This window comes from Pseudomonas spelaei (assembly GCF_009724245.1).
GTDB lineage: Bacteria > Pseudomonadota > Gammaproteobacteria > Pseudomonadales > Pseudomonadaceae > Aquipseudomonas > Aquipseudomonas spelaei.
The window spans coordinates 181,395-204,568 of record NZ_WNNK01000005.1; the positions used below are offsets into that span (position 1 = coordinate 181,395).

The following is a 23,174-nucleotide window of genomic DNA, read 5'->3' on the forward strand; positions in this document are numbered from 1 at the left end:
TTTCATTCACGATTGGAGAATGACTTGGATCTGGTCCAGCTGGAAATCTTCAAGGCGGTGGCGGAGCAGGGCAGCATCAGCGCCGCTGCCCAGTTGATTCACCGGGTGCCGTCAAACCTCACCACCCGTATCAAACAATTGGAACAGGACCTGGGCGTGGACCTGTTTATTCGCGAGAAGAGCCGCCTGCGTCTGTCGCCGGCCGGCTGGAGTTTTCTTGGCTATGCCCGGCGTATCCTGGAACTGGTACAAGAAGCGCGTATGACCGTCGCCGGCGATGAGCCCCAGGGACCGTTCTCCCTCGGTTCCCTGGAAAGCACCGCCGCCGTGCGGATTCCTGCGCTGCTGGCCGCCTACAACCAAAAGCACCCCAGGGTCGAACTGGCCCTGGCCACAGGCCCATCCGGCACCATGATCGACGGCGTGCTCGCCGGGCACCTGACCGCCGCGTTCGTCGACGGCCCCGTGCTGCACCCGGCGCTGGAAGGCGTCCCGGTGTTTGAGGAAGAAATGGTCATCATCGCACCGCTGCACCATCCGCCTATCTCCCGCGGGCAGGATGTCGGCGGTGAGAGCCTGTACACCTTTCGGCCTAATTGCTCCTATCGGCACCACTTCGAGGGTTGGTTCACCCAGGATGGCGCGGTGCCCGGCAAGATCTTCGAGATGGAGTCGTACCACGGCATGCTCGCCTGCGTCAGTGCTGGCGCCGGGTTGGCATTGATGCCCCGCAGCATGCTGGAGAGCATGCCGGGGTTTACGGCAGTGAGTGTGTGGCCGCTGTCGGACAACTTGCGCTTTTTGCAGACGTGGCTGATCTGGCGCCGGGGCACGGTGTCCCAGAGCTTGACCATGCTGGTGCGGTTGCTGGAGGAGCAGGGGTTGGTAAGGGCGCAGGCCTGATCAGCCTGCGCCCGTCTTTCAGTGGGTGCCGCGAGGAATGGTCTTGAGCAGGTCGGCCGGGCTGATGTGGCCCACGACCTGCTGCACGCCGCTACCCGGCAACGGAAGGCCAAGGATATGCCCCTTGATCTTGCCCACCACGTGCATCTCGCACGGCTTGCAGTCGAACTTCAGCGTCAGCACTTCATCACCGTGGATCAACTGCATCGGCGCGACCTTGGTGCGTACGCCAGTGACACCTTTGGCCTGTTTGGGGCACAGGTTGAAGGAGAAACGCAGGCAGTGCTTGGTGATCATCACCGGCACTTCGCCGGTTTCTTCATGGGCCTCGAAGGCCGCATCGATCAGCTTGACCCCGTGACGGTGATAGAACTCCCGGGCCTTCTGGTTGTAGACGTTGGCCAGGAACGACAAGTGGGCTTCCGGGTACACCGGCGGTGGCGTGGTCTCGGCTTTGCGGCCACCCCGTGGGTGGGCCTGGATGCGGGCAACCGTCAGCGCTTCGATCACTTCACGGCGCAAGGCCTTGAGTTGTGAGTTAGGGATGAAGAAGGCCTGCGGTGCATCCAGTTCGATAGCCGTGGCGTGGTACTGAGTGGTGCCCAGTTGCCCCAGCAGGTCGTGCAGTTGCTCCAGGGCCTGTTCCGGCTTGTTGGCCACGCCGAACGGACCGTCCAGGGCGACGCTGGCGCTAATGCCTTCCTCGCTGGTGGCGGTCAGTTCCAGACGGTCTTCGCGCAGGCGAGCGACCCAGGACAGGCCAATCCGGCGCTCGGCGGAAGTCTTGAGCAAGGCCTGCTGCCAGTTGTGATCCAGGTTGCGGTTCAGCGGGTGATTCGGTCGCAGGCTGTGGAGCCCGGCCGGCATCTCGTTGGGCTCGACACGGTAGCGGTAGCGTTTTTCACCGTCCTCGTCGAACTCGCCTTTAGGCTCGGCGATGTTGGCACGGAACCCGACGACTTCACGCTTGATCAGCACATTCAGCCCGTCGCCGTTGGACAGCGGCTCGTGGGTCACCACCAGCAGGTCACGCTTGCCGGCTTTCTCTACCACACCTACCGGCAAGCCGGTGAAGGTTGGGGTGTCAAAGGCGCCGATGTCGATCTTGCGATCGCTGACGAAGTAGTCGGTGCTGCCTCGGTGGAAGGTTTTTTCCGGGTCGGGCAAGAAGAAGTGTGCAGTACGGCCGCTGGACGCGCGGGCGAGGTCCGGGCGATCTTCAAGAATTTCGTCCAGGCGCTGGCGGTAATAGGCGGTAATGTTCTTCACATAGCCCATGTCCTTGTAGCGACCCTCGATCTTGAACGAGCGCACGCCTGCTTCCACCAGTGCACGCAAGTTGGCGCTCTGGTTGTTGTCTTTCATCGACAGCAGGTGCTTCTCGAAGGCGACGACGCGGCCCTGGTCATCCTTGAGGGTGTAGGGCAGGCGGCAGGCCTGGGAGCAGTCGCCACGGTTGGCGCTGCGGCCATTCTGGGCGTGGGAGATGTTGCACTGGCCGGAGAACGCCACGCACAACGCACCATGGATGAAGAACTCGATGGCTGCGTCGGTTTCGTCGGCAATCGCGCGGATCTCCTGCAGGTTCAGCTCGCGGGCCAGTACCAGTTGGGAGAACCCCGCCTGGTCGAGGAACTTCGCCCGGCCCAGGGTACGGATGTCGGTCTGGGTGCTGGCGTGCAGCTCGATCGGCGGGATGTCCAGCTCCATCACTCCCAGGTCCTGGACGATCAGCGCATCAACGCCGGCGTCATACAACTGGTGGATCAGCTTGCGGGCCGGCTCCAGCTCGTTGTCGTGGAGGATGGTGTTAATGGTGGTGAACACCCGGGCATGATAGCGACGGGCGAACTCCACCAATTGGGCGATATCACTCACCTCGTTACTGGCGTTGTGGCGGGCGCCGAAGCTCGGGCCACCGATGTACACGGCATCGGCACCATGCAGGATGGCTTCACGGGCAATGGCCACGTCACGGGCAGGGCTGAGCAATTCCAGGTGATGCTTGGGCAGGGACATAGTTTTTTTAGTCAGGCTTGTCACGGAGGTGCGCATTGTAGCCGTGAATTGCCTGACCGGCACCTGTTCAGCCTTTGGCCGCCATCGCCGTGACTTCCACGCGCATGCCTTCCACCGCCAGCGCCGCAACGCCAACCGCCGCGCGTACCGGCCAGGGCTTGGCGAAGTAGCGTTTGTAGACTTCGTTGAAGGCGGCGCGGTCGGCCATGTCGGTCAGATAGATGGTCAGGTGCATGACCCGGTCGATGGAACTGCCGGCACGTTCCAACGCCACTTTGAGGGCTTGCAGGGTGCATTCGCTTTGCAGGGTGATGTCGCCCAGTTCCAGGCTGCCGTCCGCGCGTGTAGGTATTTGGGTGGAGACGAGGATGCCGTTGAAGCCGATAACGTCGCTGGAGATGGAGTCCGGGTCGAGGTCGGGGGTGAAGGTGAGGTCTTGGTTTGCCATGTAAAATCTCTTGGTTGGAGGGGGCAGGGGGCTGCTAGAAATCGGATCATACTGGATGCCGGGCACGAAGAATCAGCGCGCTGGCGTGAGGTAAATGAACTTCGTTTCTTTTGCACCCGTTACAACAAGCGGCTCTATGTACTCAGTCAACAACTCCGGTTGAGCGGTACATTCTACGGGCACCTATCACAGCATCCGAGTGCGTACTGCCCAGGATACGGTTTGCCGCATACAGCGACAGAAGCTCAGTGCAGTTCTGCTTCGCCCTTGCACCTGAAAGCACAGCATTGAGCCCTTCAATGATATCCGTGGTCTCCGCATGCTGGCCTTCGGCACGAATTTTCTCGGTGATAGACCATGCAATATTGGCAAGTTTCTCCTCTTTCTCAATATTGCATACGGTGAGACCTCGAGTAAGTGCAGCCTGCGTGCGCTTCACTTCCGGAGAGCTGCGATTAACCGCTTTATCCAGACTCAACGCAGTGAGCTTTTCCGCCATGGAAATAGTCTGTGCATTGGCAGACAAGGAAAAAAGAGACATCAGAGTAAAATGTATGATTTTCAATATATCCCCCTATCTAACTGTCTAAAAAGTAAGCTCAAGTGCTACTTATGGTGAGCAGATCCTCTGATCTCAAACGTTTGATTACCAAGGCTGACGTTACCTCGATTACCCTTGATCTTGACCCTGATTCATGACCCTTACCGTCTTTTGGGAGGTTTCCTACCTGCTCTGTAAGACGAGAAGAGGGCGAATGAGTGATTCCAACAACTTCCGGCATCGCCACAAATATAACTAAACTAAACAGTTATTTAGTTTAGTTATATGTTTTTGTCATAATTATCAAAACTAAGAGGCAGACTTTCACGCTAATTTGAGCCCCGATCTAGGCGGGCTATTTGCCGAAACCAGCTATGATCGGCAGGCAAATTTCAAGGAGGCTATATTATGCAAAACCGCCACTACCCGAAAAACCCTCCATCTGTTGGGTCGATCATACTGACGTCGTATGGTGCCTTCGCTCATGAAAATGAGATCCCTAAGTCTCGTGCTGCTGATGCTGTACGTATGGGCAACGAGATTGCCGATGGTTTTGATACCGATGGCGACCATTTGAAAGCTTTAATGCTGCTCCTGTCTGACGCCCCGGTCGATCCTTTACTCAAAGCTTCCGCTGCACAGAAGGGTTCAGTGTTGGGCCTTGCTGCGCTGGGTTACTTGTTGTCACGTCATGCCCTAGGCGAAAAGGTTCGTCAGGCACTGATTCATGGCGGTGGGGTTTTCTTGGCCAAGCTCACTGGCAAGCCAGAGGCTCCGTCTGTCGAGGTTGAGGTGTTCAGTACATGGCAGGAATACCAGGATTATCTGGAGCCCATTTTGAAGAGTGGTAATTTTGAGGCTCAAAAGGTTTCTTCATTTTCGTGACTGTTCCGAGGAGCCAGTGAGCTGGCTCCAAATCTGACCAGACGCTCCCACGTCCGTATATGGCGGTTCGCATAATGTATATTATGTTAAATTAAAGATCATGTCATAGATGTTCATGAGCCACCTAAGCCACTGATTCGGCAAACCTACTTCTGACGTCCACTCTTTCAACGGGCCATGTACTCCGTGTTCATGGCGAGTCATTGAATCAGGTGGCTGCCGATGAAACTGATCCAGGCTTCGTGTTCACCATGATGAGGCTCGACAACTATCAATTGATCTGAAGCAGTTGCACATCAAACACGAGTGTCGCATTTGGCGGTATCAGCCCTGCAACTCCTCTTGCTCCATAGGCGTAATCTCCAGTGATTATCAGCGTACTTCTCTCGCCAAGACTCATTTGAGGAATCCCCTTATCCCACCCACGAATGACTTGGCCTACGTCAATTTTGAACTTGAATGGAGTGCCTCTATCACGGCTCGAGTCAAACTTATTACCATTTTCGAGGCAGCCGATGTAATGAATGGTAACCGTATCCCCTTGTTTCGGATAATTAACCCCATCGCCAGGCAATGTCGTTGTTACAGTGACGCCCATTTCTCATACCTCCATGAAGGACAGTGAATCTGTGCATCGCAGCCCGTGGTGCACAATCCACCTCCATGATTTCTGATAGGCGCTGACGTTTAAACTGTTAAAAATGACAGTTTTTAAGATCGTTTTGTTACTTATTACAAGCTGATTAGATCGTATTCCCACCGGAGCCTGATGATCTCCCAGCCCGTAACAGATTCGTCTCGACGCATCTCCCTCAGATCAGTCCTGAACCCTCCTGTCCCACCTTTAAATCGCAACCGAGCATTTGATTCTGCGGCCAGATACGCTAAAACTCTAGGTGCTATGCCACCTTGGAAGGCAATTTATGGCAATAACGCAAAACACCCGTTGGGTACAGGTCGACAGCCCCCTTGGCGGCGATGTTCTGTTGCTGCAAAGCATGGAAGGCAGTGAAGAGCTTGGGCGTTTATTTCATTATGAGTTGGACCTTACCTCCGAAGACCGGGCGATCAAATTCGACCAGTTGCTGGGCAAACCGATGGGGCTGGCCCTGGAGCTCTACGGTGGGAGCCAACGCTACTTTCACGGCATTGTCGGCAGCTGCCGGCAACTGACCGGTCACGGCCAGTTCGCGGGTTACCGTGTCAGCCTGCGGCCCTGGTTCTGGTTGCTCACGCGGACTTCAGATTGCCGGATTTTCCAGAATCATACGGTGCCGGACATCATCAAGCAGGTGTTCCGCGACCTCGGCTTCTCTGATTTCGAAGACAGCCTGAGCGGCAGCTACCGCGAGTGGGAATATTGCGTGCAGTACCGCGAAACCAGTTTCGACTTCGTCAGCCGGTTGATGGAGCAGGAAGGCATCTATTACTACTTCCGCCATGAAAAGGCTCGCCATGTCCTGGTGTTGGCCGACGCCTATGGTGCCCATTCCACGGCGGCAGACTACGCCTCGGTGCCCTTCTTCCCCCCCGATCGGCAAACGCGCGAACGCGACCATTTTTACGATTGGCAACTGGCACGGGAAGTACAACCCGGTTCGCTGGCACTGAATGACTATGACTTCCAGCGGCCCCGTGCCAGCCTTGAGGTGCGCTCCAGCGTGCCGCGCAACCACAGCAACGGCGACCATCCGCTCTACGATTACCCAGGTGAGTACTTGCAGAGCAACGATGGCGAACACTATGCGCGGACCCGCATCGAAGCCATTCATAGTCAGTTCGAACGGGTGCAGTTGCGCGGCTGTACTCGTGGGCTGGGTTCTGGTCATTTGTTCACGCTGACAGGCTACGACCGGGCCGATCAGAACCGCGAATACCTGGTGGTGGTCGCACGCTATCAGATCCGCCAGGAACTCTATGAAAGTGGGCCGCTGGAGCTGGCCGAGCAGTTCACCAGCGAGCTGGATTGCATGGATGCCAGCCAGGCCTTCCGTCCCCTCCCCCTGACGCCCATGCCCATTGTTCGCGGGCCGCAGACCGCCGTGGTGGTGGGGCCTGGTGGTGAAGAGATATGGACCGACCAGTACGGCCGGGTCAAGGTGCATTTCCACTGGGATCGCCATGACCAATCCAATGAAAACAGCTCCTGCTGGATTCGCGTGTCCCAGGCCTGGGCCGGTAAGAACTGGGGGGCGGTGCAGATCCCACGGATCGGTCAGGAGGTGATTGTCAGTTTCCTTGAGGGCGACCCGGATCGACCGATCATTACCGGGCGCGTCTATAACGCTGAACAGACTGTGCCCTACAAGCTGCCGGCCAATGCCACCCAAAGTGGGGTGAAAAGCCGTTCAAGCAAGGACGGCTCACCGGCCAACTTCAATGAAATCCGCATGGAGGACAAGAAAGGCGCGGAGCAACTGTTTATTCATGCCGAGAAGAACCAGGACATCGAGGTTGAGAACGACGAGACTCATTGGGTTGGCCATGACCGCCGCAAGACCATCGACAACGACGAAACCGTGCACGTCAAACACGACCGCAAGGAAACCGTGGGCAACAACGAAACCATCTCCATCGGTGTGAACCGTACCGAGGATGTGGGCAACAACGAGAAAATCACCATCGGCGTCAATCGCACTGAGCAAGTGGGCAGCAACGAAACCATCACCATCGGGGCGAACCGTACGGAAAAGGTCGGCGCCAACGAAAAGATCAGCATTGCCAGCAACCGTACCGAGGACGTTGGCGGCAACGAAACCATCGACATTACCGGCAACCGTAACGAAACGGTCAAAGGCAACGAAGGTATCGAGATCAACGGCAACCAGAGCACCCAGATCGGCCAGAACGAATCCCGCGACGTTGGCCAGAACCGCAGCACGAATATCAAGCAGAACGACAGCCTGGACGTTGGCAAGCATTTCGCCCTCACCGCCGGCGACTCCATCAGCCTGACCACGGGTGATGCCAGCATCACCCTGAAGAAGGACGGCACCATCGTGATCAGCGGCAAGAACATCACCCTCGACGGTTCTGGCGCCATCCACATCAAGGCCAACCGGAACGTGGTCGTCAAAGGCCAGAAAATTTTGCAGAACTAGCCATGGAGCGTGCGTTATGACCGTCGAATCCCCAGCCTCCTCCACCCCTGTACGCCTGGATGGCGTTGTGATTGGTCTGTTGCTGGATGTGCCCAAGGTGGACGCCCCGGTGGTGGCTTTTCCCGGTTGCCCAGGAGACACGGGGCTCGCCGCACGCACCACCACCGTCCTCAACCGCGAGGACATCGGCGCCCAGGTCGCGCTGATGTTCGAGGCTGGCGACCCCGGCCGGCCACTGGTGATCGGTCGCATCCAGCGGCTGGAAACCACGCCCCCGGCTATCGCCCATCTGGATGGCGAGCGCTTGGAGTTCACCGCCGAGCGGGAAATCGTCCTGCGCTGCGGCAAGGCCAGCATTACCCTCACGCGTGAGGGCAAGGTGCTAATCCGTGGGACCTACCTATCGAGTCGTTCATCCGGGGTGAACCGCGTCAAGGGTGGTTCAGTGCAGATCAATTGAGGCCGTAACGCCATGGAATTGATGAACAAGACCCGCCTCATCGGTGGCTACACGACCGCAACCGATAAAATCGGTCGCGAATGGCTGGTGGTGGTGGCAAAAGGCACTTATGGAATACCTGATCATCCCCGGCATGACCTTCGACTGCTCGAACAACAGGTCCCGCTGATCATGGCCGATGTCTTCCCAGGTGAACCTGGAGAGTCGGCTGCGCTCTACGAAAACGAATTTGCCCTGCACAAGCCACGTTGCGATGTCCTGTTGAATGGGCACTGTTACGCTCCCCATGGTGAACCCGCCACCGAGGTGACGGTGGCGCTGAAAATAGCGACGCTTGTCAAAGCCTTCAAAGTCGTTGGGCCACGGGTCTATGAGGCTGGTGCCTTCTCATGCGCCATCAGCAGACCGGCGCCCTTCACAAGCCTGCCCATTACCTACGCACAGGCTTTTGGTGGAGTGGATCGGACCCAGGCCGACTCGACAAAACATCAGTGGTACCCCTGGAACCACGCTGGCGTCGGGTTTCACCCAGGGGCAGATCCGCTGGTGATCAATGGCCTGCCGCTGCCGAATACCGAACAACTGGACAGGCCGATCACCACGCCCAACGGGAATTACAAACCGATGGCATTTGGCCCGATCGGTCGAGCCTGGCAGCAGCGCATCCAGTGGGCCGGCACTTATGATCAAGCGTGGCTTGATCACCAATTTCCATTCCTTCCAGAGGATTTTGATTTGCGCTATTTCCAGTGTGCGCCGGAGGATCAGCACATTGACTATCCCCAAGGCGGTGAAGAAGTCGCACTGCTCAATCTCAGCGCTAAAGGTCTGTCGACATTCAAGCTTCCGGCAAACCTGAAACTGGCGGTGCTCATGATTTTTCACGATGACACGATCCGGGAATTGGCTGCGGTTGTCGATACGGTCCTGCTTGAACCTGACGCGAATCGAGTGATGCTGACATGGCGAGCTTCTTCGCCGCTTGGACGCAACATCAGGGAAGTCGCCAAAGTCATCGTCGGGCAAACCGCCGATCAGTTCGAAAAGGCCAAGGCCAGCGAAGAACGCATGCGCGCAAAGTACTGCTTCACGTCATTGGAGCAACTCATCGAATGGACAAAAGAAGCCTACCCGCCGTCTGACGAGGAGCTGTGAGGCCTATGCACCCTCAGTCCCTGTTCATGACCGGCATGGGCATGGTTTGCCCCGTTGGCTTGTCCGTGCCCAGTGCCTGCGCGGCCAAACGGGCCGGGCTTTCAGCCCTGCAAGAACTGCCCTTTTTGGACAATGCTTGCGAACCTATCATTGGCGCGGTGGTAGCCACGATTGACTTGGCGCTCCCAGCCTCAGTGCGTCTGGCTGAACTCATGACTCAGGCCCTGGCTGAACTCATCCAGGGCGCGCCACCACTGGACTGGACAGCCGTTCCTTTTCTCCTGTGCCTGGCTGAGCCGGAGCGTCCCGGCGTCAACATCAGGGCGCTGGCCCAGAGCGTCATACAAGACGTATCTGCCAAGCTGGGCCTACATTTCCACCCCAGCCAATCCAGGATCATCCCTTCCGGACAGGTTGCTGGCATACAGGCTCTGCATGAAGCCCGTCGATTAATCTACGAAACACGGGCGCCCGCCTGCCTGGTGGGTGGAGTTGACTCCTTGCTCAATGCTTCGACACTTCAGTGGCTGGATAACCATCGCCGATTGAAAACCAGCACCCACGGTGACGGCTTGTTTCCTGGCGAAGGGGCTGCGGCCGTGCTGATCCAGGCAAGCCGGCAACCTGGCACCTGCCTGGAGATATCAGGCCTTGGCATTGGCCAAGAGGATGCCCCGCTTTTATCGTGCAAGCCGCTGCGCGCAGGTGGGCTGACAACAGCCGCTCGCACGGCACTGACGGAGGCACAGCTGGGTTTTCACCAGATTGATTTGCGCCTGTCCGATGTCACAGGAGAACAGTACGGGTTCAAGGAAATCCCCTTGATGGAGGCCCGGCTTTTGCGCACCGTGCGCAAAGAGGATCAACCCCTTTGGCATTGGGCAGAAGCCATTGGTGACACCGGAGCGGTTGCCGGAATCGCCCAATGGATCCTCGCGGATCAGGCTTTTCGCAAAGGCTATGCACCCGGAAAAAACGCGATCTGCTTGAGCAGTGCTTTGGACGGCGCGCGAGCCGTTGCTGTCGTGCGTGGGATCAACCATTCCGAGGGCATTCTATGAGCTGCGATGTCTATGCAAATGGCGATGAGATTGCCTGCAAAGCCGGTGGCGGCAAGGTCATTGCGGCGTTCCCGGATGTTTGTTTAACCCCTCCTCCCCCTCCGGCAGGCCCGATCCCGGTACCTTATCCCGACACTTCATATTCCAAGGACATGCAGCAAGGCAGTAAGACGGTAAAGATCGAAAACAAAGAGATCATGTTAAAGAACCGCTCATTTTACAAAACCTCACCCTTGGGGGATGAAGCGGCAACCAGAAGCCAAGGCGCTGGTGTTATCACTCACGTCATCACCGGCAAGACCTATTTTGTTTCATGGTCCATGGATGTGCTTTTCGAAGGCCAGAACGTAGACCGACATACCGATCTCACCACCTCAAACCACGCCAGCCCTGCGGCTAATGCAGCGGTCCCCATGGTTAATACCGCCAAATATGCCCCGGTGCAGCAAGACTCCAAGGTGCCGGGCAAACACAAGTGTGAATGTTGTGGCGGCGCGGCCCATAGCAAAGCTCAGGCAAACGGGGAATATATGTCGGAAGGTGAGTTCTACGACACGGCGCAAAGCCCCGAGAACGGGGCCCTACTCGCCAAAGTTCGTAAAAGCCCCAAGTGCAAACACCTGTTGCCACCCGCCGGAAAAAAACCGGGAGGATGCAATAAATACTATAAAACCGAGATCCGGGAGAAAAAGAACATCGAAAATGACTGGGCAATGAATCGACCAGGTTATATGGAGTGGAAAGGCGTGAAACAGGGAGAACCTGTTGCCCACCGAGTGCCTAAGGCCGCCGGGGGTTGCCCTGCCGGACAGGGAAACCTCGCGCCTACCGGTCGTAAATGTGCCAAGCTCGAAACCGAATTGAGCGCACTTCAAGAAAAACGCGCCAGTAGCTTCCGAGGGTCCTGACGATGAACACTTCCCCTTACAAGTACTCCCTCAGACCCGACTTCCTCCAGGGCTGTTTCTATTGGAAAGGACGTGGATACCACTACTCCAGCGCCGCGCCTAAAGAAGTCTTGGCGCCTGGTGGATGGCTGAGCAACGACCCCTGGATGGCATTGGCGGCGGTCATGGAAAGTGCAAAACAGGGTGACTACCGCCATGCTTCCCAATTGAGAAAGTTTATTCTCGACGAAGACAGCGCGCCGACATTGGTATCGGCTTGCCTGGGGCTGACAGCTGATACGGGGCTTGATGCCGACCTGGACTTCCTTGCCGAACTCCTGATCGAAGGCCCCGACTACCTGCGTATTGAAGCCAGTCTGGCCGCTCAGTGGTCGGGGGTTCTGTGGCTGGTACCTTTCATGGTTGAAGCTTGGCGCGCGCTTGAGCGTCGAGCGGATCAAGAAGCCATAGAAGCGAACCTGTCAAACCTGCTGGATCCCCTGGAAGACGAGCCTGAGTTCTACGGTCACAACCTGAGCCCAATCGAATACCGAGCAGCTATCGATTCGCGCCTGGGCCAGTTGAAGAACACCTGTGGGAACGATAGATGCTCGATCCTGAGCGGCCTGCCCGTTGATATGAACAGACAGGTCTGGCTCATGCGAAAATCCCTGATCCCCAAAGACCCTGACGACTGGATGGATTGGAGCAACTTCCTGCTCTGGAGACGTAAATTCGAGGTCTACTCCGGTGTTGATTGTTCCAGCTTCTATGGAAAAAACGGCGAGTTTCAACCCCTCAATGCCGCCGCTGTTCTCGATCAATACATGGCCGCTCCCCAGCCCTTTGAAGCCGGTGAGCGTTACTTCTTTGGCAACCGGGTTGCGTAACACACGAGCACGACAGAGACATCATGGTCCCAATCCCATCCATGCTCGACCAACACGCCGAAGAAGCTTGCTTCCTCATCCTTCTGCACCATTACGCGGTGCGCGGCCCCCATTACAACCTGGATGATCTCGGCAAGTTGGACGAACGCATCGACGCCCATCTCGACGGCCTGCGCATCGCCGGCTCAAGCGGCCTGGAACTCCTGCTGGCCCAGCTCGGCCCGCACACTGTCGGCGAGATGTTCGCCAGTGTGGTGCTGGCCGTTGAGGGGAACAATGCGCAAGCGTTGTCGCAACTCAGCGAGCACTTGAGACGTGCGGCGCAAACCGAACAGGGTTATTTGATGGCTTTGGGCTGGCTCGACTGGCAGCGGGTAGCGCCCTGGATCGAGCGCCTGCTCGCCTCCTCCGAACCGCTGTTCCGCCGCCTCGGTTTGGCCGCCTGCGGTATGCATCGCCAGGATCCTGGCCCATCCCTGCTGACCGAACTGTCCCGTGCCGATCCAAACGTACTGGCACGGGCCGCCCGCACTGCCGGCGAATTGCGTCGACGCGACCTGATGCTGGCCCTTGGTGCCCATCGTCTGCACACGGACCCCGCCACGCGCTTCTGGGCCAATTGGGCCACGGCACAGATGGGTGATGAGCAAGCCCTGGAGCCATTACGCCCGTTCGCCGAGCAACCGGGCGAGTTTCAGTACCCTGCGCTCTGCGTGGTGTTGGCCTGGCAACCTCGTGAACACAGCATCCCTTGGATACGCCTGATGACACAGCACACCGAGCAGCGGCGTAGCGGCATCCAGGCCATTGGCCTGCTGGGCGACCCAGCCAACGTACCCTGGCTGATCCAGCAGATGAGCGACTTGCCTTATGCTCGCGTCGCCGGCGAAGCCTTCAGCCTGATTAGCGGCGCTGACCTGGCATTGCTCAATCTGGAATTGCAGGATCTGCCGGATTTCGATGCTGGCCCGAACGACGACCCTGAGGACGCCAATATCGACATGGACCCCGATGAAAATCTGCCCTGGCCAGACCCACGACGGATCGCCGCCTGGTGGCAGGCCCATGGTGGCCATTTCCAGGCGGGTATCGCCTATACGCTGGGCCTGCGCCAGAGCGAAAGCAGTTTTCGACAAATACTTGCCCAAGGCCAGCAACGCCAGCGGATTGCCGCTGCCTGCGGGATTGCCCGTTTTCGGCCAGACGAAGTGCTTTTCCCTACCAGTGCACCGGCTTGGCGGCAAAAGAGGCTGCTGGGGGACGCCGAACGCCACAGTTAGCTGATCCCGCTAGGCGATCACCCTCAACAAGGCTCATTCGACTGACCGCTGGCGCGGTGCGTTGGAAGGAAGACTTGGGGAAATTCGTATACCATATCTGCAAATCATTCTGAACGATCACCACCGTGACCCTGACAAAACTCAACGCTCCCGACCTTGGCAATTCGCCTTCGACCTCGGAAATCATCACCCGCCATCTGCGTGACGCCATCGTCGCCGGGCATTTCGCCGAAGACGAGCCGATTCGCCAGGACGATGTCGCTCGTCAGTTCAACGTCAGCAAGATTCCCGTGCGCGAAGCCCTCAAGCGCCTGGAGGCCGAAGGCCTGGTGCTGTTCCAGCGCAATCGCGGGGCAATGGTCACCCGGGTTTCCGATGCAGAACTCGCGCAGATGTTCGAGGTGCGCATGCTGCTCGAGGACAAGGTACTGCGCCTGGCCATTCCGAACATGACCGAAGAAACCTTCGCCCGTGCCGAACGCATCTGCCAGGAGTTCATCGGCGAGGATGACGTGGGACGCTGGGCCGAGCTCAACTGGGAACTGCACGCTTGCCTCTACGAACCGGCGCAGCGGCCGTTTCTGGTCGGCCTGATCCGCTCGGTCAACGACAAGCTGGAGCGCTACCTGCGCATGCAGATGAGCCTTTCGGCCGGCAAGGAGCGGGCTGATCACGAACACCGGGAAATCCTCGCCGCCTGTCGTGCCGGCGATACAGACCTGGCGGTGAAATTACTCGACGAACACATCGCCGGCGTCTGCAAGACGCTGTTCGAGCACCTGCCCCACAGCCACTGATCACTTCAGCGGCTTAGAATGTTCCGTTAAGGGGCGCCCTGCCCCTGCTGTGCTCCCTTCCGTAACACCTCCCTGACAGGCGCCATGGCGCCGTTGCCTCGCTGACGACCGCTGGGTCGGTCTGATTCAAGGGCTGGTAAACATTCGACACAAGAAAAGCAAACTCGGCACGTCCATTGCTAGCGACTAATATCGTATACGAAATCCTCTATACGTTATCTGTCAGCACTTCCCAATGACGAGGCTTCTATGAAAAACCCCGCATTTGCCGTAGCGCTCAGCGCTGTTCTCAGTACCTCTTTTATCGCTACCGCGCACGCCGACAAGCTCGATGACATTATCGGTTCGGGCAAGCTGCGCTGTGCTGTGACCCTGGACTTCCCGCCCATGGGGTTTCGCGATGCCAGCAATCAACCAGCCGGTTTCGACGTGGACTACTGCAACGATCTGGCGAAGATTCTCGGGGTCGAGGCCGAAGTGGTGGAAACACCGTTCCCGGACCGCATTCCAGCGCTGATCTCCGGGCGCGCTGACGTGATCGTCGCCTCGACATCCGACACCCTCGAACGGGCCAAGACCGTCGGCCTCTCTGTGCCCTACTTCGCGTTCCAGATGGTCGTGCTGACCCGTGACAATACCGGCATCAACAGCTTCGACGACATCAAAGGCAAAGCGCTGGGCGATACCAGCGGCACCTTTGAAGCCATCGCCCTGGAAAACGATGTGAAAAAGTGGGGCACGGGTACCTTCCGCGCCTACCAGTCACAAAACGATACGCTGCTGGCGGTGGCCCAGGGACACATCGACGCCACCGTGGTCACCAACACCGTGGCCGCCGCAACGGTCAAGTCGGGCAAATACCCGAATCTGAAAATCGCCGGTAACGCGCCTTACACCATCGACTATGTGTCCCTGGGTGCCAAACGCAACGAATACGGCCTGATCAACTACCTGAACCTGTTCGTCAATCAGCAGGTGCGCAGCGGTCGTTATAAAGAGCTGTTCGTCAAATGGGTAGGCACCGAGATCCCGCCGACCGATCTGACCGTGCCAAAGGTCTACTACTGAGGTGTCCTGCATGCCTAGGTCTATTGCTCTGACCGGCCGCAGCCTGATTTCGGGCGCCGCCCAGGGAGCCTTGCTGTTTGCCGATGTCGGGCTGAGCTTCTGGGGCGGAGTCGACCCTTGCACGGGTGAGGTCATTGATCGTCACCATCCCCTCAGCGGCGAGCACTTGGCTGGGCGTATCCTGGCCATTCCCAGTGGTCGTGGTTCGTGTACCGGCAGCAGTGTGCTGATGGAACTGATCAGCAACGGTCATGCACCGGCCGCTTTGGTACTGGCCGAAGCCGATGAGATCTTGACCCTGGGCGTGCTCGTGGCACAGCTCATTTTTGAGCGTTCCTTGCCGGTGCTGTGCATCGGCAAGGAGGCTTTCGCCGCCTTGCGCGGCCAAGCCTTCGCCCGCGTCGAAGGCGCCTCGCTGGTGGTGTTCGATCACGTGCCCGCCGATGCCTGGCAGGCCGCCGAGACGCCGCTGCCGATAAACGAAGCTGGTGCCTTGATCGAGCTCACCGAGTTCGACCGTTCACTGCTTGATGGCAAGCAAGGTAAAGCCCCACAGATGGCGATGCAGATCGTGCTGCGCATGGCCGAACTACAAGGCGCCCATTGTCTGTTGGATGTCACGCAGGCACACATTGACGGTTGCATTTACACCGGCCCCGCGAGCCTGCGTTTTGCCGAGCAACTGGTGCAGTGGGGCGCACAGGTACGGGTGCCCACCACCCTCAACGCCATTTCCGTTGACCAGCGCCGCTGGCGTGAATTGGGCGTCGCCCCGGCGCTTGGCGAGCCCGCCAGTGCCTTGGGTGATGCCTATATGGCAATGGGCGCGCAGCTCAGTTTCACCTGTGCCCCTTACTTGCTCGACAGCGCACCGAAGGCCGGCGAGCAGATTGTCTGGGCTGAGTCCAACGCGGTGGTCTACGCCAACAGTGTGCTCGGCGCACGCACCCTGAAATACCCGGATTACTTGGATATCTGCATCGCCCTCACCGGCCGTGCACCCCTGATCGGCTGCCATCTGGACGCCCAGCGCAAGGCCCGCCTGCTGGTTGAAATACCGGTATTGGCTGAACTCGATGATGCGTTCTACCCATTGCTCGGTTACCACATTGGCGCCCTCGCGGGCAGCCGGATTCCGTTGGTGCTCGGGCTGAAGCCGCACCAGCCAGGCTTGGACGACCTGAAAGCCTTCGGCGCCGCATTCGCCACCACATCGGCCGCGCCGTTGTTCCATATCGCCGGGGTGACACCCGAAGCACTCGACCCGGCACAGGTGCTGGAACCGGACGCCCAGGTGCCAGTGGAAACCATCGAGCTGAAGGACTTGCTGCTCAGTTGGCGTGAACTCAACAGCGCTCGTGAAAGCCACGTGGATGTGGTTTCTCTAGGCAACCCGCACTTTTCCCTCAGTGAGTTCGCCCACCTGGCACGCTTGTGTCGTGGCCGGCACAAACACCCTGAGGTGGTGCTGGCTATCACCTGCGGTCGGGCCGTGCTGGAACAGGCCCGTGCAGCCGGGCATATCGCCGTGATTGAAGCCTTCGGCGCCACCCTGGTGACCGACACCTGCTGGTGCATGCTCGGCGAGCCGGTGATCCCGCCAACCGCCACCACCTTGATGACCAACTCGGGCAAGTACGCGCATTACGCCCCCGGCCTGGTGGGACGACAGGTGCACTTCACCAGCCTCACTGAATGCGTCGATACCGCTTGCAGCGCCAGTGCCAGTGGGCGATTGCCGACCTGGCTGCAACCTGCCTTGCTGATGGAGAGCCCCGTGCATGTTTGATTACACCTTCCAATGGCGTGCGACCCTGCGTGCCTTGCCGGACATGCTCGCCGGCGCCTGGGTCACCTTCGAGACAGCCGCGTTGTCGATGATTTTCGGGGTACTGATCGCCCTGGCCCTGACGGTCATGCGCGAAGCCAGGCACCCGCTGCTGCGCGGTGTGGGTAACGGCTGGGTGTCGATTGCGCGTAACACCCCGTCGCTGTTCCAGATCTACGTTCTGTACTTCGGCCTGGGTTCACTGGGCTTGCACGTCAGTTCCTGGCTCGCCCTGCTCGCCGGGATCACCTTTAACAACGCCGGCTATCTCGCGGAAAACTTCCGCGGCGGGCTCAAGGCGGTGCCAGCCACGCAAGTGCGTGCCGCGCGCTCGCTGGGCATGAGTGCCTTTCAAGCCTACCGGATGATCATTGTCCCGCAGCTGTTGCGAATCGTGTTCTATCCACTGAGCAACCAGATGGTCTGGGCGGTATTGATGACATCGCTGGGAGTGATCGTCGGACTCAACAATGACCTCACCGGCGTCACTCAGGACTACAACGTCAAGACGTTCCGCACTTTCGAATATTTCACCATTGCCGCCGTGCTGTATTACCTGATTGCCAAGGCGATCGTCGCGACGGCCCGGCTGATGGCCTGGCGGTTGTTCCGTTACTGAGGACGTGACTATGTTATCCACGAGTTTTTCCTGGAACGATCTGCTGTTCCTGCTCAGCGGCGCCTGGATCACCCTGCAACTGACCTGCTGGGCAATTTTGCTCGGTACGTTCGCGGGGCTGTTGTTCGGCCTGCTGCGCGCCTTGCTGCCACGGGCCAGCCTGCCACTGGCCTGGGTACTGGATGTGTTTCGCAGCGTACCGCTGCTGATCCAGTTCGTGCTGTTCAATTCACTCAAGAGCATCGTTGGCCTGAACATCAGCGCGTTCACGGTGGGTTGCATCGTGCTCGGGGTTTACGCCGCGGCGTACTTCACCGAGATCGTGCGCGGCGGTGTGCTGTCGGTCCCGCTGACTCTGCGCCGGGCCGGTCGTTCGCTAGGCATGAGTTTCTTCCAGGACCTGCGCTGGATCGTCCTGCCGATGGCCACGCGTGTGGCCTTCCCCGGCTGGTTGAACCTGGTGCTCGGCGTCATGAAAGACACCGCGCTGGTGATGTGGATCGGCATTGTCGAACTGCTGCGCGCCTCGCAAACCATCGTCACACGCATTCAGGAACCGTTGCTGGTGCTATGCATCGCGGGCCTTATCTACTACGTCATGAGCCTGGTGGTCGCACGCCTCGGCGCTCGTCTGGAAAGAAGGTGGCAAGAAAATGATTGAGATCGACAACGTACATAAATCCTTCGGAAACCTGGATGTGGTCAAAGGGGTCAGCCTGACGGTGAACAAGGGCGAAGTGGTGTCCATTATCGGCGGGTCCGGCTCGGGCAAATCGACCCTGCTGATGTGCATCAATGGCCTGGAGCCCATCCAGAAAGGCAGCATCCGGGTGGATGGGGTCGAAGTACACCATCATGCTACCGACCTCAATCGCCTGCGGCAGAAGATCGGCATCGTGTTCCAGCAATGGAACGCCTTCCCGCACCTGACCGTCCTGGAAAACGTGATGCTGGCGCCGCGCAAGGTGCTGGGCAAAAGCACGGCCGAGGCCGAGGAACTGGCGGTGCAGCAACTGACTCACGTCGGCCTGGGTGACAAGCTCAAGGTGTTCCCCGGCAAACTTTCTGGTGGCCAGCAACAGCGAATGGCTATTGCCCGGGCTCTGGCCATGTCACCGGACTACATGCTGTTCGACGAAGCCACCTCGGCCCTCGACCCGCAACTGGTCGGCGAAGTGCTGGACACGATGCGCATGCTCGCCGAAGACGGCATGACCATGGTGCTGGTGACTCACGAAATTCGCTTTGCGCGGGACGTGTCCGACCGCGTGGCGTTCTTTCGCAACGGCCTGGTCCATGAGATCGGCTCGCCCGACCAGGTCATCGGCAGCCCGGTGCACGCCGAAACCGCAGACTTTCTTAAATCAGTGAGATAACTGATAAACCCCTGACGGGTGAAATAAGGAGCAGACCATGCGCTCATCGAAAGTCATTCATGTCGTTAGCTGCCACGCCGAAGGTGAAGTCGGCGATGTGATTGTCGGCGGTGTTGCACCTCCGCCCGGCGCTACAGTGTGGGAACAATCGCGCTGGATTGCCAGGGATGAAACCCTGCGCAACTTCGTGCTCAATGAGCCACGTGGTGGGGTGTTCCGCCACGTCAACCTGCTAGTGCCGGCCAAGGACCCTCGGGCGCAGATGGCCTGGATCATCATGGAACCGGCGGATACGCCGCCCATGTCCGGTTCCAATTCATTGTGCGTGGCCACCGTGTTGCTCGACACCGGTATTGTGCCGATGACCGAACCGCAAACCCGGCTAGTGCTTGAAGCACCCGGCGGCCTGATCGAGGTCGTAGCCAATTGTCGCAACGGCAAGGTCGAACGGGTGGAAGTCAAAAACGTGCCATCCTTTGCCGATCGCCTCGACGCGTTTGTCGAAGTGGCAGGGGTTGGCTCGCTCAAAGTCGATACCGCCTATGGCGGCGACAGCTTTGTGATCGCCGATGCCAAGGCGTTGGGCTTTGCAATCAGCCCCGATGAGGCCGCCGATCTGGTGAGTGTCGGGCTGAAAATCACCCGTGCAGCCAACGAGCAATTGGGCTTTGTACATCCACTGAACCCTGAGTGGTCGCACATTTCCTTTTGCCAGATAGCCGCGCCGGTCGTTCATGAGAACGGCATCGCCACCGGCGCCAATGCGGTCGTGATTCAGCCGGGCAAGATCGACCGCTCGCCGACGGGCACGGGCTGCTCGGCACGCATGGCGGTCTTGCAGGCCAAGGGGTTGATGCAGGTCGGGGAGCGCTTTATCGGTCGTTCGATCATCGGCTCCGAGTTCCACTGTCGCATTGACTCACTGACTGACGTAGCCGGCCGCCCTGCCATCTACCCATGCATTTCCGGCCGGGCCTGGATCACCGGCACCCATCAATGGCTGCTCGATCCCGGCGATCCATGGCCGCAAGGCTATCGCCTCTCAGACACCTGGCCCGGGGCCTGAACGCTGACGCCCTGAACACCCCGACCAACGGCTGATAAAACCCCCTTTAACCCTGGAAAAACACTGGCCTATTTCTTTCATTATTAATATCGTATACGAAATACAATAAATCCACTGGAGGTAACAATGAGCAAGCGTATTAACTGGAGTGGCGTCTTCCCTGCGGTGACCACTCAATTCAACGATGATTTCTCCATCAACCTGGATAAAACCCACCAGGTGATTTCCAACGTGATCCGCGACGGTGTGTCGGGCCTGGTGGTATGCGGCTCGGTAGGGGAAAACACTTCGCTGACCGCCGAAGAAAAAATCGCTGTGACTGAGGTCGCGGTCGACGCTGCTCGTGGTCGTGTGCCGGTCATCTGCGGCGTGGCCGAGTTCACCAGTGTGCAAGCGGCCAAGGTCGCTAACGCTGTGCGCCGGGCTGGCGTCGACGGTGTCATGCTGATGCCCGCGCTGGTCTATGGTTCGAAGCCGTTCGAAACCGCCGAGCATTACCGCTACGTCGCAAAAAACGCCGACGTGCCGCTGATGGTCTACAACAACCCGCCGATCTACAAAAACGACGTGACCCCGGACATCCTGATTTCCCTGGCCGACTGCGACAACGTGGTGTGTTTCAAGGATTCGTCGGGCGACACCCGCCGCTTCATCGACGTGCGCAATGAGGTGGGTGACCGTTTCGTGCTGTTTGCCGGCCTTGATGACGTGGTGCTGGAGAGCATCGCCGTGGGCGCTGAAGGCTGGGTGTCGGGCATGTCCAACGTGTTCCCGAAAGAAGGCGAAACCATTTTCCGCCTGGCCAAGGCCGGACGCTTTGCCGAAGCCATGCCGATCTATGAATGGCTGATGCCAATCCTGCACCTCGACGCCCGCGCCGACCTGGTGCAGTGCATCAAGCTGTGCGAGGCCATCGCTGGTCGCGGCAGCGCGCTGACCCGTCCGCCCCGCCTGGCACTGCCGGACGCCGATCGTGCCTACGTCGAGCAAATCATGGCCAAGGCTTTGGCCAATCGCCCGCTATTGCCGGACGTCGGTCTTTGAGTGATTGCCGGGTGGGTCCTTAAACACCCGCCCGGCTGCCTGTCTCTGCGTCTCTACAGGAAACGTCAGCATGTCCAATCCTCACAGCACCTCTCGCGCAACTACACCTTCGGGACTCAAGCGTGTCGTGGCGGCCGCCATGGCCGGCACCGTCGCCGAATGGTATGAATTCTTCCTCTACGGCACCGCCTCGGCACTGGTCTTTGGCCAATTGTTTTTCCGTCAGACCGACAGCCCGATTGACGGCATCCTCGCCGCCTTCGCCCTGTATGCGGTTGGCTTCCTCGCACGCCCATTGGGTGGCTTGGTGTTCGGTCACTACGGTGACAAATTTGGCCGTAAACGGCTGCTGCAACTAAGCCTGGTGGTAGTCGGCATCACCACGTTCCTGATGGGCTGTTTGCCCGGTTTCGACACCATCGGCTATGCGGCGCCAGTGTTATTGGTGTTGCTGCGGCTGATCCAGGGCTTCGCCTTCGGCGGCGAATGGGGTGGCGCGATTCTGCTGGTGTCCGAACACTGCCCGGACAATCGCCGGGGCTTCTGGGCCAGTTGGCCGCAAGCCGGCGTGCCGGCCGGTAACCTGGTGGCGACCATCGCGTTGCTGCTGTTGTCATCGAACTTGTCAGAGCAGCAATTCCTGGCCTGGGGCTGGCGCGTCGCGTTCTGGTTCTCGGCGGTGGTGGTACTGATTGGCTACTGGATTCGCACCAGCGTCGACGACGCGCCGATCTTCAAAGAAGCCCAGGCGCGTCAGGCGCAAAACAAGCAACAACAGCTGGGGGTGATCGAAGTACTGCGCCATCACTGGCGTGCGGTGCTGGTCGGAATCGGGGCAAGGTTTGCCGAGAACATCCTTTACTACACGGTTGTAACCTTTTCGATTACCTACCTGAAGTTAGTGGTGCACAAGGACACCACCGAGATTCTGTTCCTGATGTTCGGCGCGCACTTGCTGCACTTCTTCCTGATCCCGCTGATGGGCTATCTGTCGGACCTGGTCGGACGTAAACCGGTGTACTTGACCGGGGCGATCCTTACCGCGTTCTGGGGCTTCATCGGATTCCCGATGATGGACACCGGCAACAACTGGCTGATCATCGGGGCAATCACCCTGGGCCTGGCGATTGAGTCGATGACCTACGCACCCTATTCGGCGCTGATGGCCGAAATGTTCCCGACCCATGTGCGCTACACCGCGCTGTCCCTGTGTTACCAGGTCGCGCCAATCTTCGCCGGCTCCCTAGCGCCATTGATCGCCCTCACACTGCTGAACAAGTACCACAGCTCCACACCTATCGCCTGGTATCTGGTCGGCGCCGCCCTGATCTCCATTGCCGCTGTCGGCCTGGCGCGAGAAACCCGCGGCAAGTCGCTGCACCAGGTCGATGCCGAGTCCGCCGCACGGATTGCCGCTCTGGATAACGCCCAACCCATCGTCACACGCCGGGGTGAGTCGTTGACCTGAGCGCAAGGAGATTTGTGCAACTTTTTTGGGGGGTGTTGGTTTTCAGGGCGTTACTGGATGGCCGGAGATAAGTGAAACTGAACAGCTTCGTGCCTACATAATGTCAAATCTGCGTCATACCGCCATCGACCACCAGTCCGATACGGATGAGGTACCTGATTGCCCTCCTCCCCGAATCGCAAATAAATGTACTCCACACGCGTGCGTCTTATTTACAGTCATTCGTTATAAAAACAAGATGACGGATTAACTTGCGACTCAGGTTTTTTTGCCCGCGA

22 protein-coding genes are annotated in these 23,174 nt (G+C 58.7%); 18 read left to right on the forward strand and 4 right to left on the reverse strand.

Going from position 1 to position 23,174, the window contains the following annotated elements; all coding sequences use genetic code 11:
- Nucleotides 1-24 precede the first annotated feature (24 nt).
- Complete coding sequence (gene ptrR / locus GNF76_RS08135) at nt 25-903, forward strand: putrescine utilization regulator PtrR (protein WP_155582658.1); 879 nt, start codon at nt 25-27, stop codon at nt 901-903.
- 18 nt (nt 904-921) lie between these two features.
- Here ptrR and GNF76_RS08140 read toward each other — a convergent pair whose 3' ends face one another.
- The 3 genes from GNF76_RS08140 to GNF76_RS08150 form a co-directional block, all read right to left on the reverse strand.
- Nucleotides 922-2,922, reverse strand: coding sequence for a peptidase U32 family protein (locus tag GNF76_RS08140; RefSeq protein ID WP_155582659.1), 2,001 nt, complete (start codon nt 2,920-2,922; stop codon nt 922-924).
- 67 nt (nt 2,923-2,989) lie between these two features.
- Nucleotides 2,990-3,370, reverse strand: a complete 381-nt coding sequence (locus GNF76_RS08145) for a RidA family protein (RefSeq protein ID WP_155582660.1) — start codon at nt 3,368-3,370, stop codon at nt 2,990-2,992.
- A 142-nt stretch (nt 3,371-3,512) separates the two neighbouring features.
- Nucleotides 3,513-3,935, reverse strand: coding sequence for a hypothetical protein (locus tag GNF76_RS08150; protein WP_155582661.1), 423 nt, complete (start codon nt 3,933-3,935; stop codon nt 3,513-3,515).
- 384 nt (nt 3,936-4,319) lie between these two features.
- On the opposite strand from GNF76_RS08150, the gene GNF76_RS08155 reads away from it, so the two are divergent.
- The gene (locus GNF76_RS08155) at nt 4,320-4,796 is read left to right on the forward strand and encodes a hypothetical protein (RefSeq protein WP_218585283.1); all 477 of its coding nucleotides are present in this window, start codon (nt 4,320-4,322) and stop codon (nt 4,794-4,796) included.
- A 271-nt stretch (nt 4,797-5,067) separates the two neighbouring features.
- On the opposite strand, the gene GNF76_RS08160 is transcribed toward GNF76_RS08155, so the two are convergent.
- Nucleotides 5,068-5,394, reverse strand: a complete 327-nt coding sequence (locus GNF76_RS08160) for an FKBP-type peptidyl-prolyl cis-trans isomerase (RefSeq protein WP_155582662.1) — start codon at nt 5,392-5,394, stop codon at nt 5,068-5,070.
- A 325-nt stretch (nt 5,395-5,719) separates the two neighbouring features.
- On the opposite strand from GNF76_RS08160, the gene GNF76_RS08165 reads away from it, so the two are divergent.
- The 16 genes from GNF76_RS08165 to abaF all read left to right on the forward strand — a co-directional run bounded on the left by GNF76_RS08165 (nt 5,720) and on the right by abaF (nt 22,896).
- Nucleotides 5,720-7,897, forward strand: a complete 2,178-nt coding sequence (locus tag GNF76_RS08165) for a type VI secretion system Vgr family protein (protein WP_155582663.1) — start codon at nt 5,720-5,722, stop codon at nt 7,895-7,897.
- A gap of 16 nt (nt 7,898-7,913) precedes the next feature.
- Nucleotides 7,914-8,357: a DUF6484 domain-containing protein gene (locus GNF76_RS08170; RefSeq protein ID WP_155582664.1), complete on the forward strand. Its 444-nt coding sequence runs from the start codon at nt 7,914-7,916 to the stop codon at nt 8,355-8,357.
- 12 nt (nt 8,358-8,369) lie between these two features.
- On the forward strand, nt 8,370-9,512 hold the full coding sequence (locus tag GNF76_RS08175) for a DUF2169 family type VI secretion system accessory protein (RefSeq protein ID WP_155582665.1): 1,143 nt from the start codon (nt 8,370-8,372) through the stop codon (nt 9,510-9,512).
- 212 nt (nt 9,513-9,724) lie between these two features.
- Nucleotides 9,725-10,573 carry a beta-ketoacyl synthase N-terminal-like domain-containing protein gene (locus GNF76_RS08180; RefSeq protein WP_246211887.1) on the forward strand — a complete coding sequence of 283 codons (849 nt, stop codon included), beginning with the start codon at nt 9,725-9,727 and terminating at the stop codon, nt 10,571-10,573.
- Complete coding sequence (locus GNF76_RS08185) at nt 10,570-11,481, forward strand: DUF4150 domain-containing protein (protein WP_155582667.1); 912 nt, start codon at nt 10,570-10,572, stop codon at nt 11,479-11,481. Before GNF76_RS08180 ends, GNF76_RS08185 begins: the two co-directional genes overlap by 4 nt.
- 2 nt (nt 11,482-11,483) lie before the next feature.
- Nucleotides 11,484-12,350 (forward strand): hypothetical protein, encoded by an 867-nt coding sequence (locus tag GNF76_RS08190; RefSeq protein ID WP_178123230.1) that lies wholly within the window; start codon nt 11,484-11,486, stop codon nt 12,348-12,350.
- Nucleotides 12,351-12,373: 23 nt separating this feature from the next.
- The gene (locus tag GNF76_RS08195; RefSeq protein WP_155582668.1) at nt 12,374-13,630 is read left to right on the forward strand and encodes a TIGR02270 family protein; all 1,257 of its coding nucleotides are present in this window, start codon (nt 12,374-12,376) and stop codon (nt 13,628-13,630) included.
- A gap of 125 nt (nt 13,631-13,755) precedes the next feature.
- Nucleotides 13,756-14,427 carry an FCD domain-containing protein gene (locus GNF76_RS08200; protein WP_178123231.1) on the forward strand — a complete coding sequence of 224 codons (672 nt, stop codon included), beginning with the start codon at nt 13,756-13,758 and terminating at the stop codon, nt 14,425-14,427.
- 249 nt (nt 14,428-14,676) lie between these two features.
- Nucleotides 14,677-15,495 (forward strand): ABC transporter substrate-binding protein, encoded by an 819-nt coding sequence (locus GNF76_RS08205; protein ID WP_155582669.1) that lies wholly within the window; start codon nt 14,677-14,679, stop codon nt 15,493-15,495.
- A gap of 10 nt (nt 15,496-15,505) precedes the next feature.
- Nucleotides 15,506-17,284, forward strand: a complete 1,779-nt coding sequence (gene lhpI, locus GNF76_RS08210; protein WP_155582670.1) for a cis-3-hydroxy-L-proline dehydratase — start codon at nt 15,506-15,508, stop codon at nt 17,282-17,284.
- Nucleotides 17,277-17,942, forward strand: coding sequence for an amino acid ABC transporter permease (locus tag GNF76_RS08215; RefSeq protein WP_155582671.1), 666 nt, complete (start codon nt 17,277-17,279; stop codon nt 17,940-17,942). Before lhpI ends, GNF76_RS08215 begins: the two co-directional genes overlap by 8 nt.
- Before the next feature lie 10 nt (nt 17,943-17,952).
- Nucleotides 17,953-18,603, forward strand: coding sequence for an amino acid ABC transporter permease (locus tag GNF76_RS08220; protein ID WP_155582672.1), 651 nt, complete (start codon nt 17,953-17,955; stop codon nt 18,601-18,603).
- Nucleotides 18,596-19,318, forward strand: a complete 723-nt coding sequence (locus GNF76_RS08225; RefSeq protein ID WP_155582673.1) for an amino acid ABC transporter ATP-binding protein — start codon at nt 18,596-18,598, stop codon at nt 19,316-19,318. The genes GNF76_RS08220 and GNF76_RS08225 overlap by 8 nt, the downstream gene beginning before the upstream one ends.
- A gap of 37 nt (nt 19,319-19,355) precedes the next feature.
- Nucleotides 19,356-20,384, forward strand: a complete 1,029-nt coding sequence (locus GNF76_RS08230; protein WP_155582674.1) for a trans-3-hydroxy-L-proline dehydratase — start codon at nt 19,356-19,358, stop codon at nt 20,382-20,384.
- 126 nt (nt 20,385-20,510) lie between these two features.
- Nucleotides 20,511-21,428 (forward strand): dihydrodipicolinate synthase family protein, encoded by a 918-nt coding sequence (locus GNF76_RS08235; RefSeq protein ID WP_155582675.1) that lies wholly within the window; start codon nt 20,511-20,513, stop codon nt 21,426-21,428.
- 70 nt (nt 21,429-21,498) lie between these two features.
- Complete coding sequence (abaF, locus tag GNF76_RS08240) at nt 21,499-22,896, forward strand: fosfomycin efflux MFS transporter AbaF (protein WP_155582676.1); 1,398 nt, start codon at nt 21,499-21,501, stop codon at nt 22,894-22,896.
- Nucleotides 22,897-23,174: the final 278 nt, after the last annotated feature.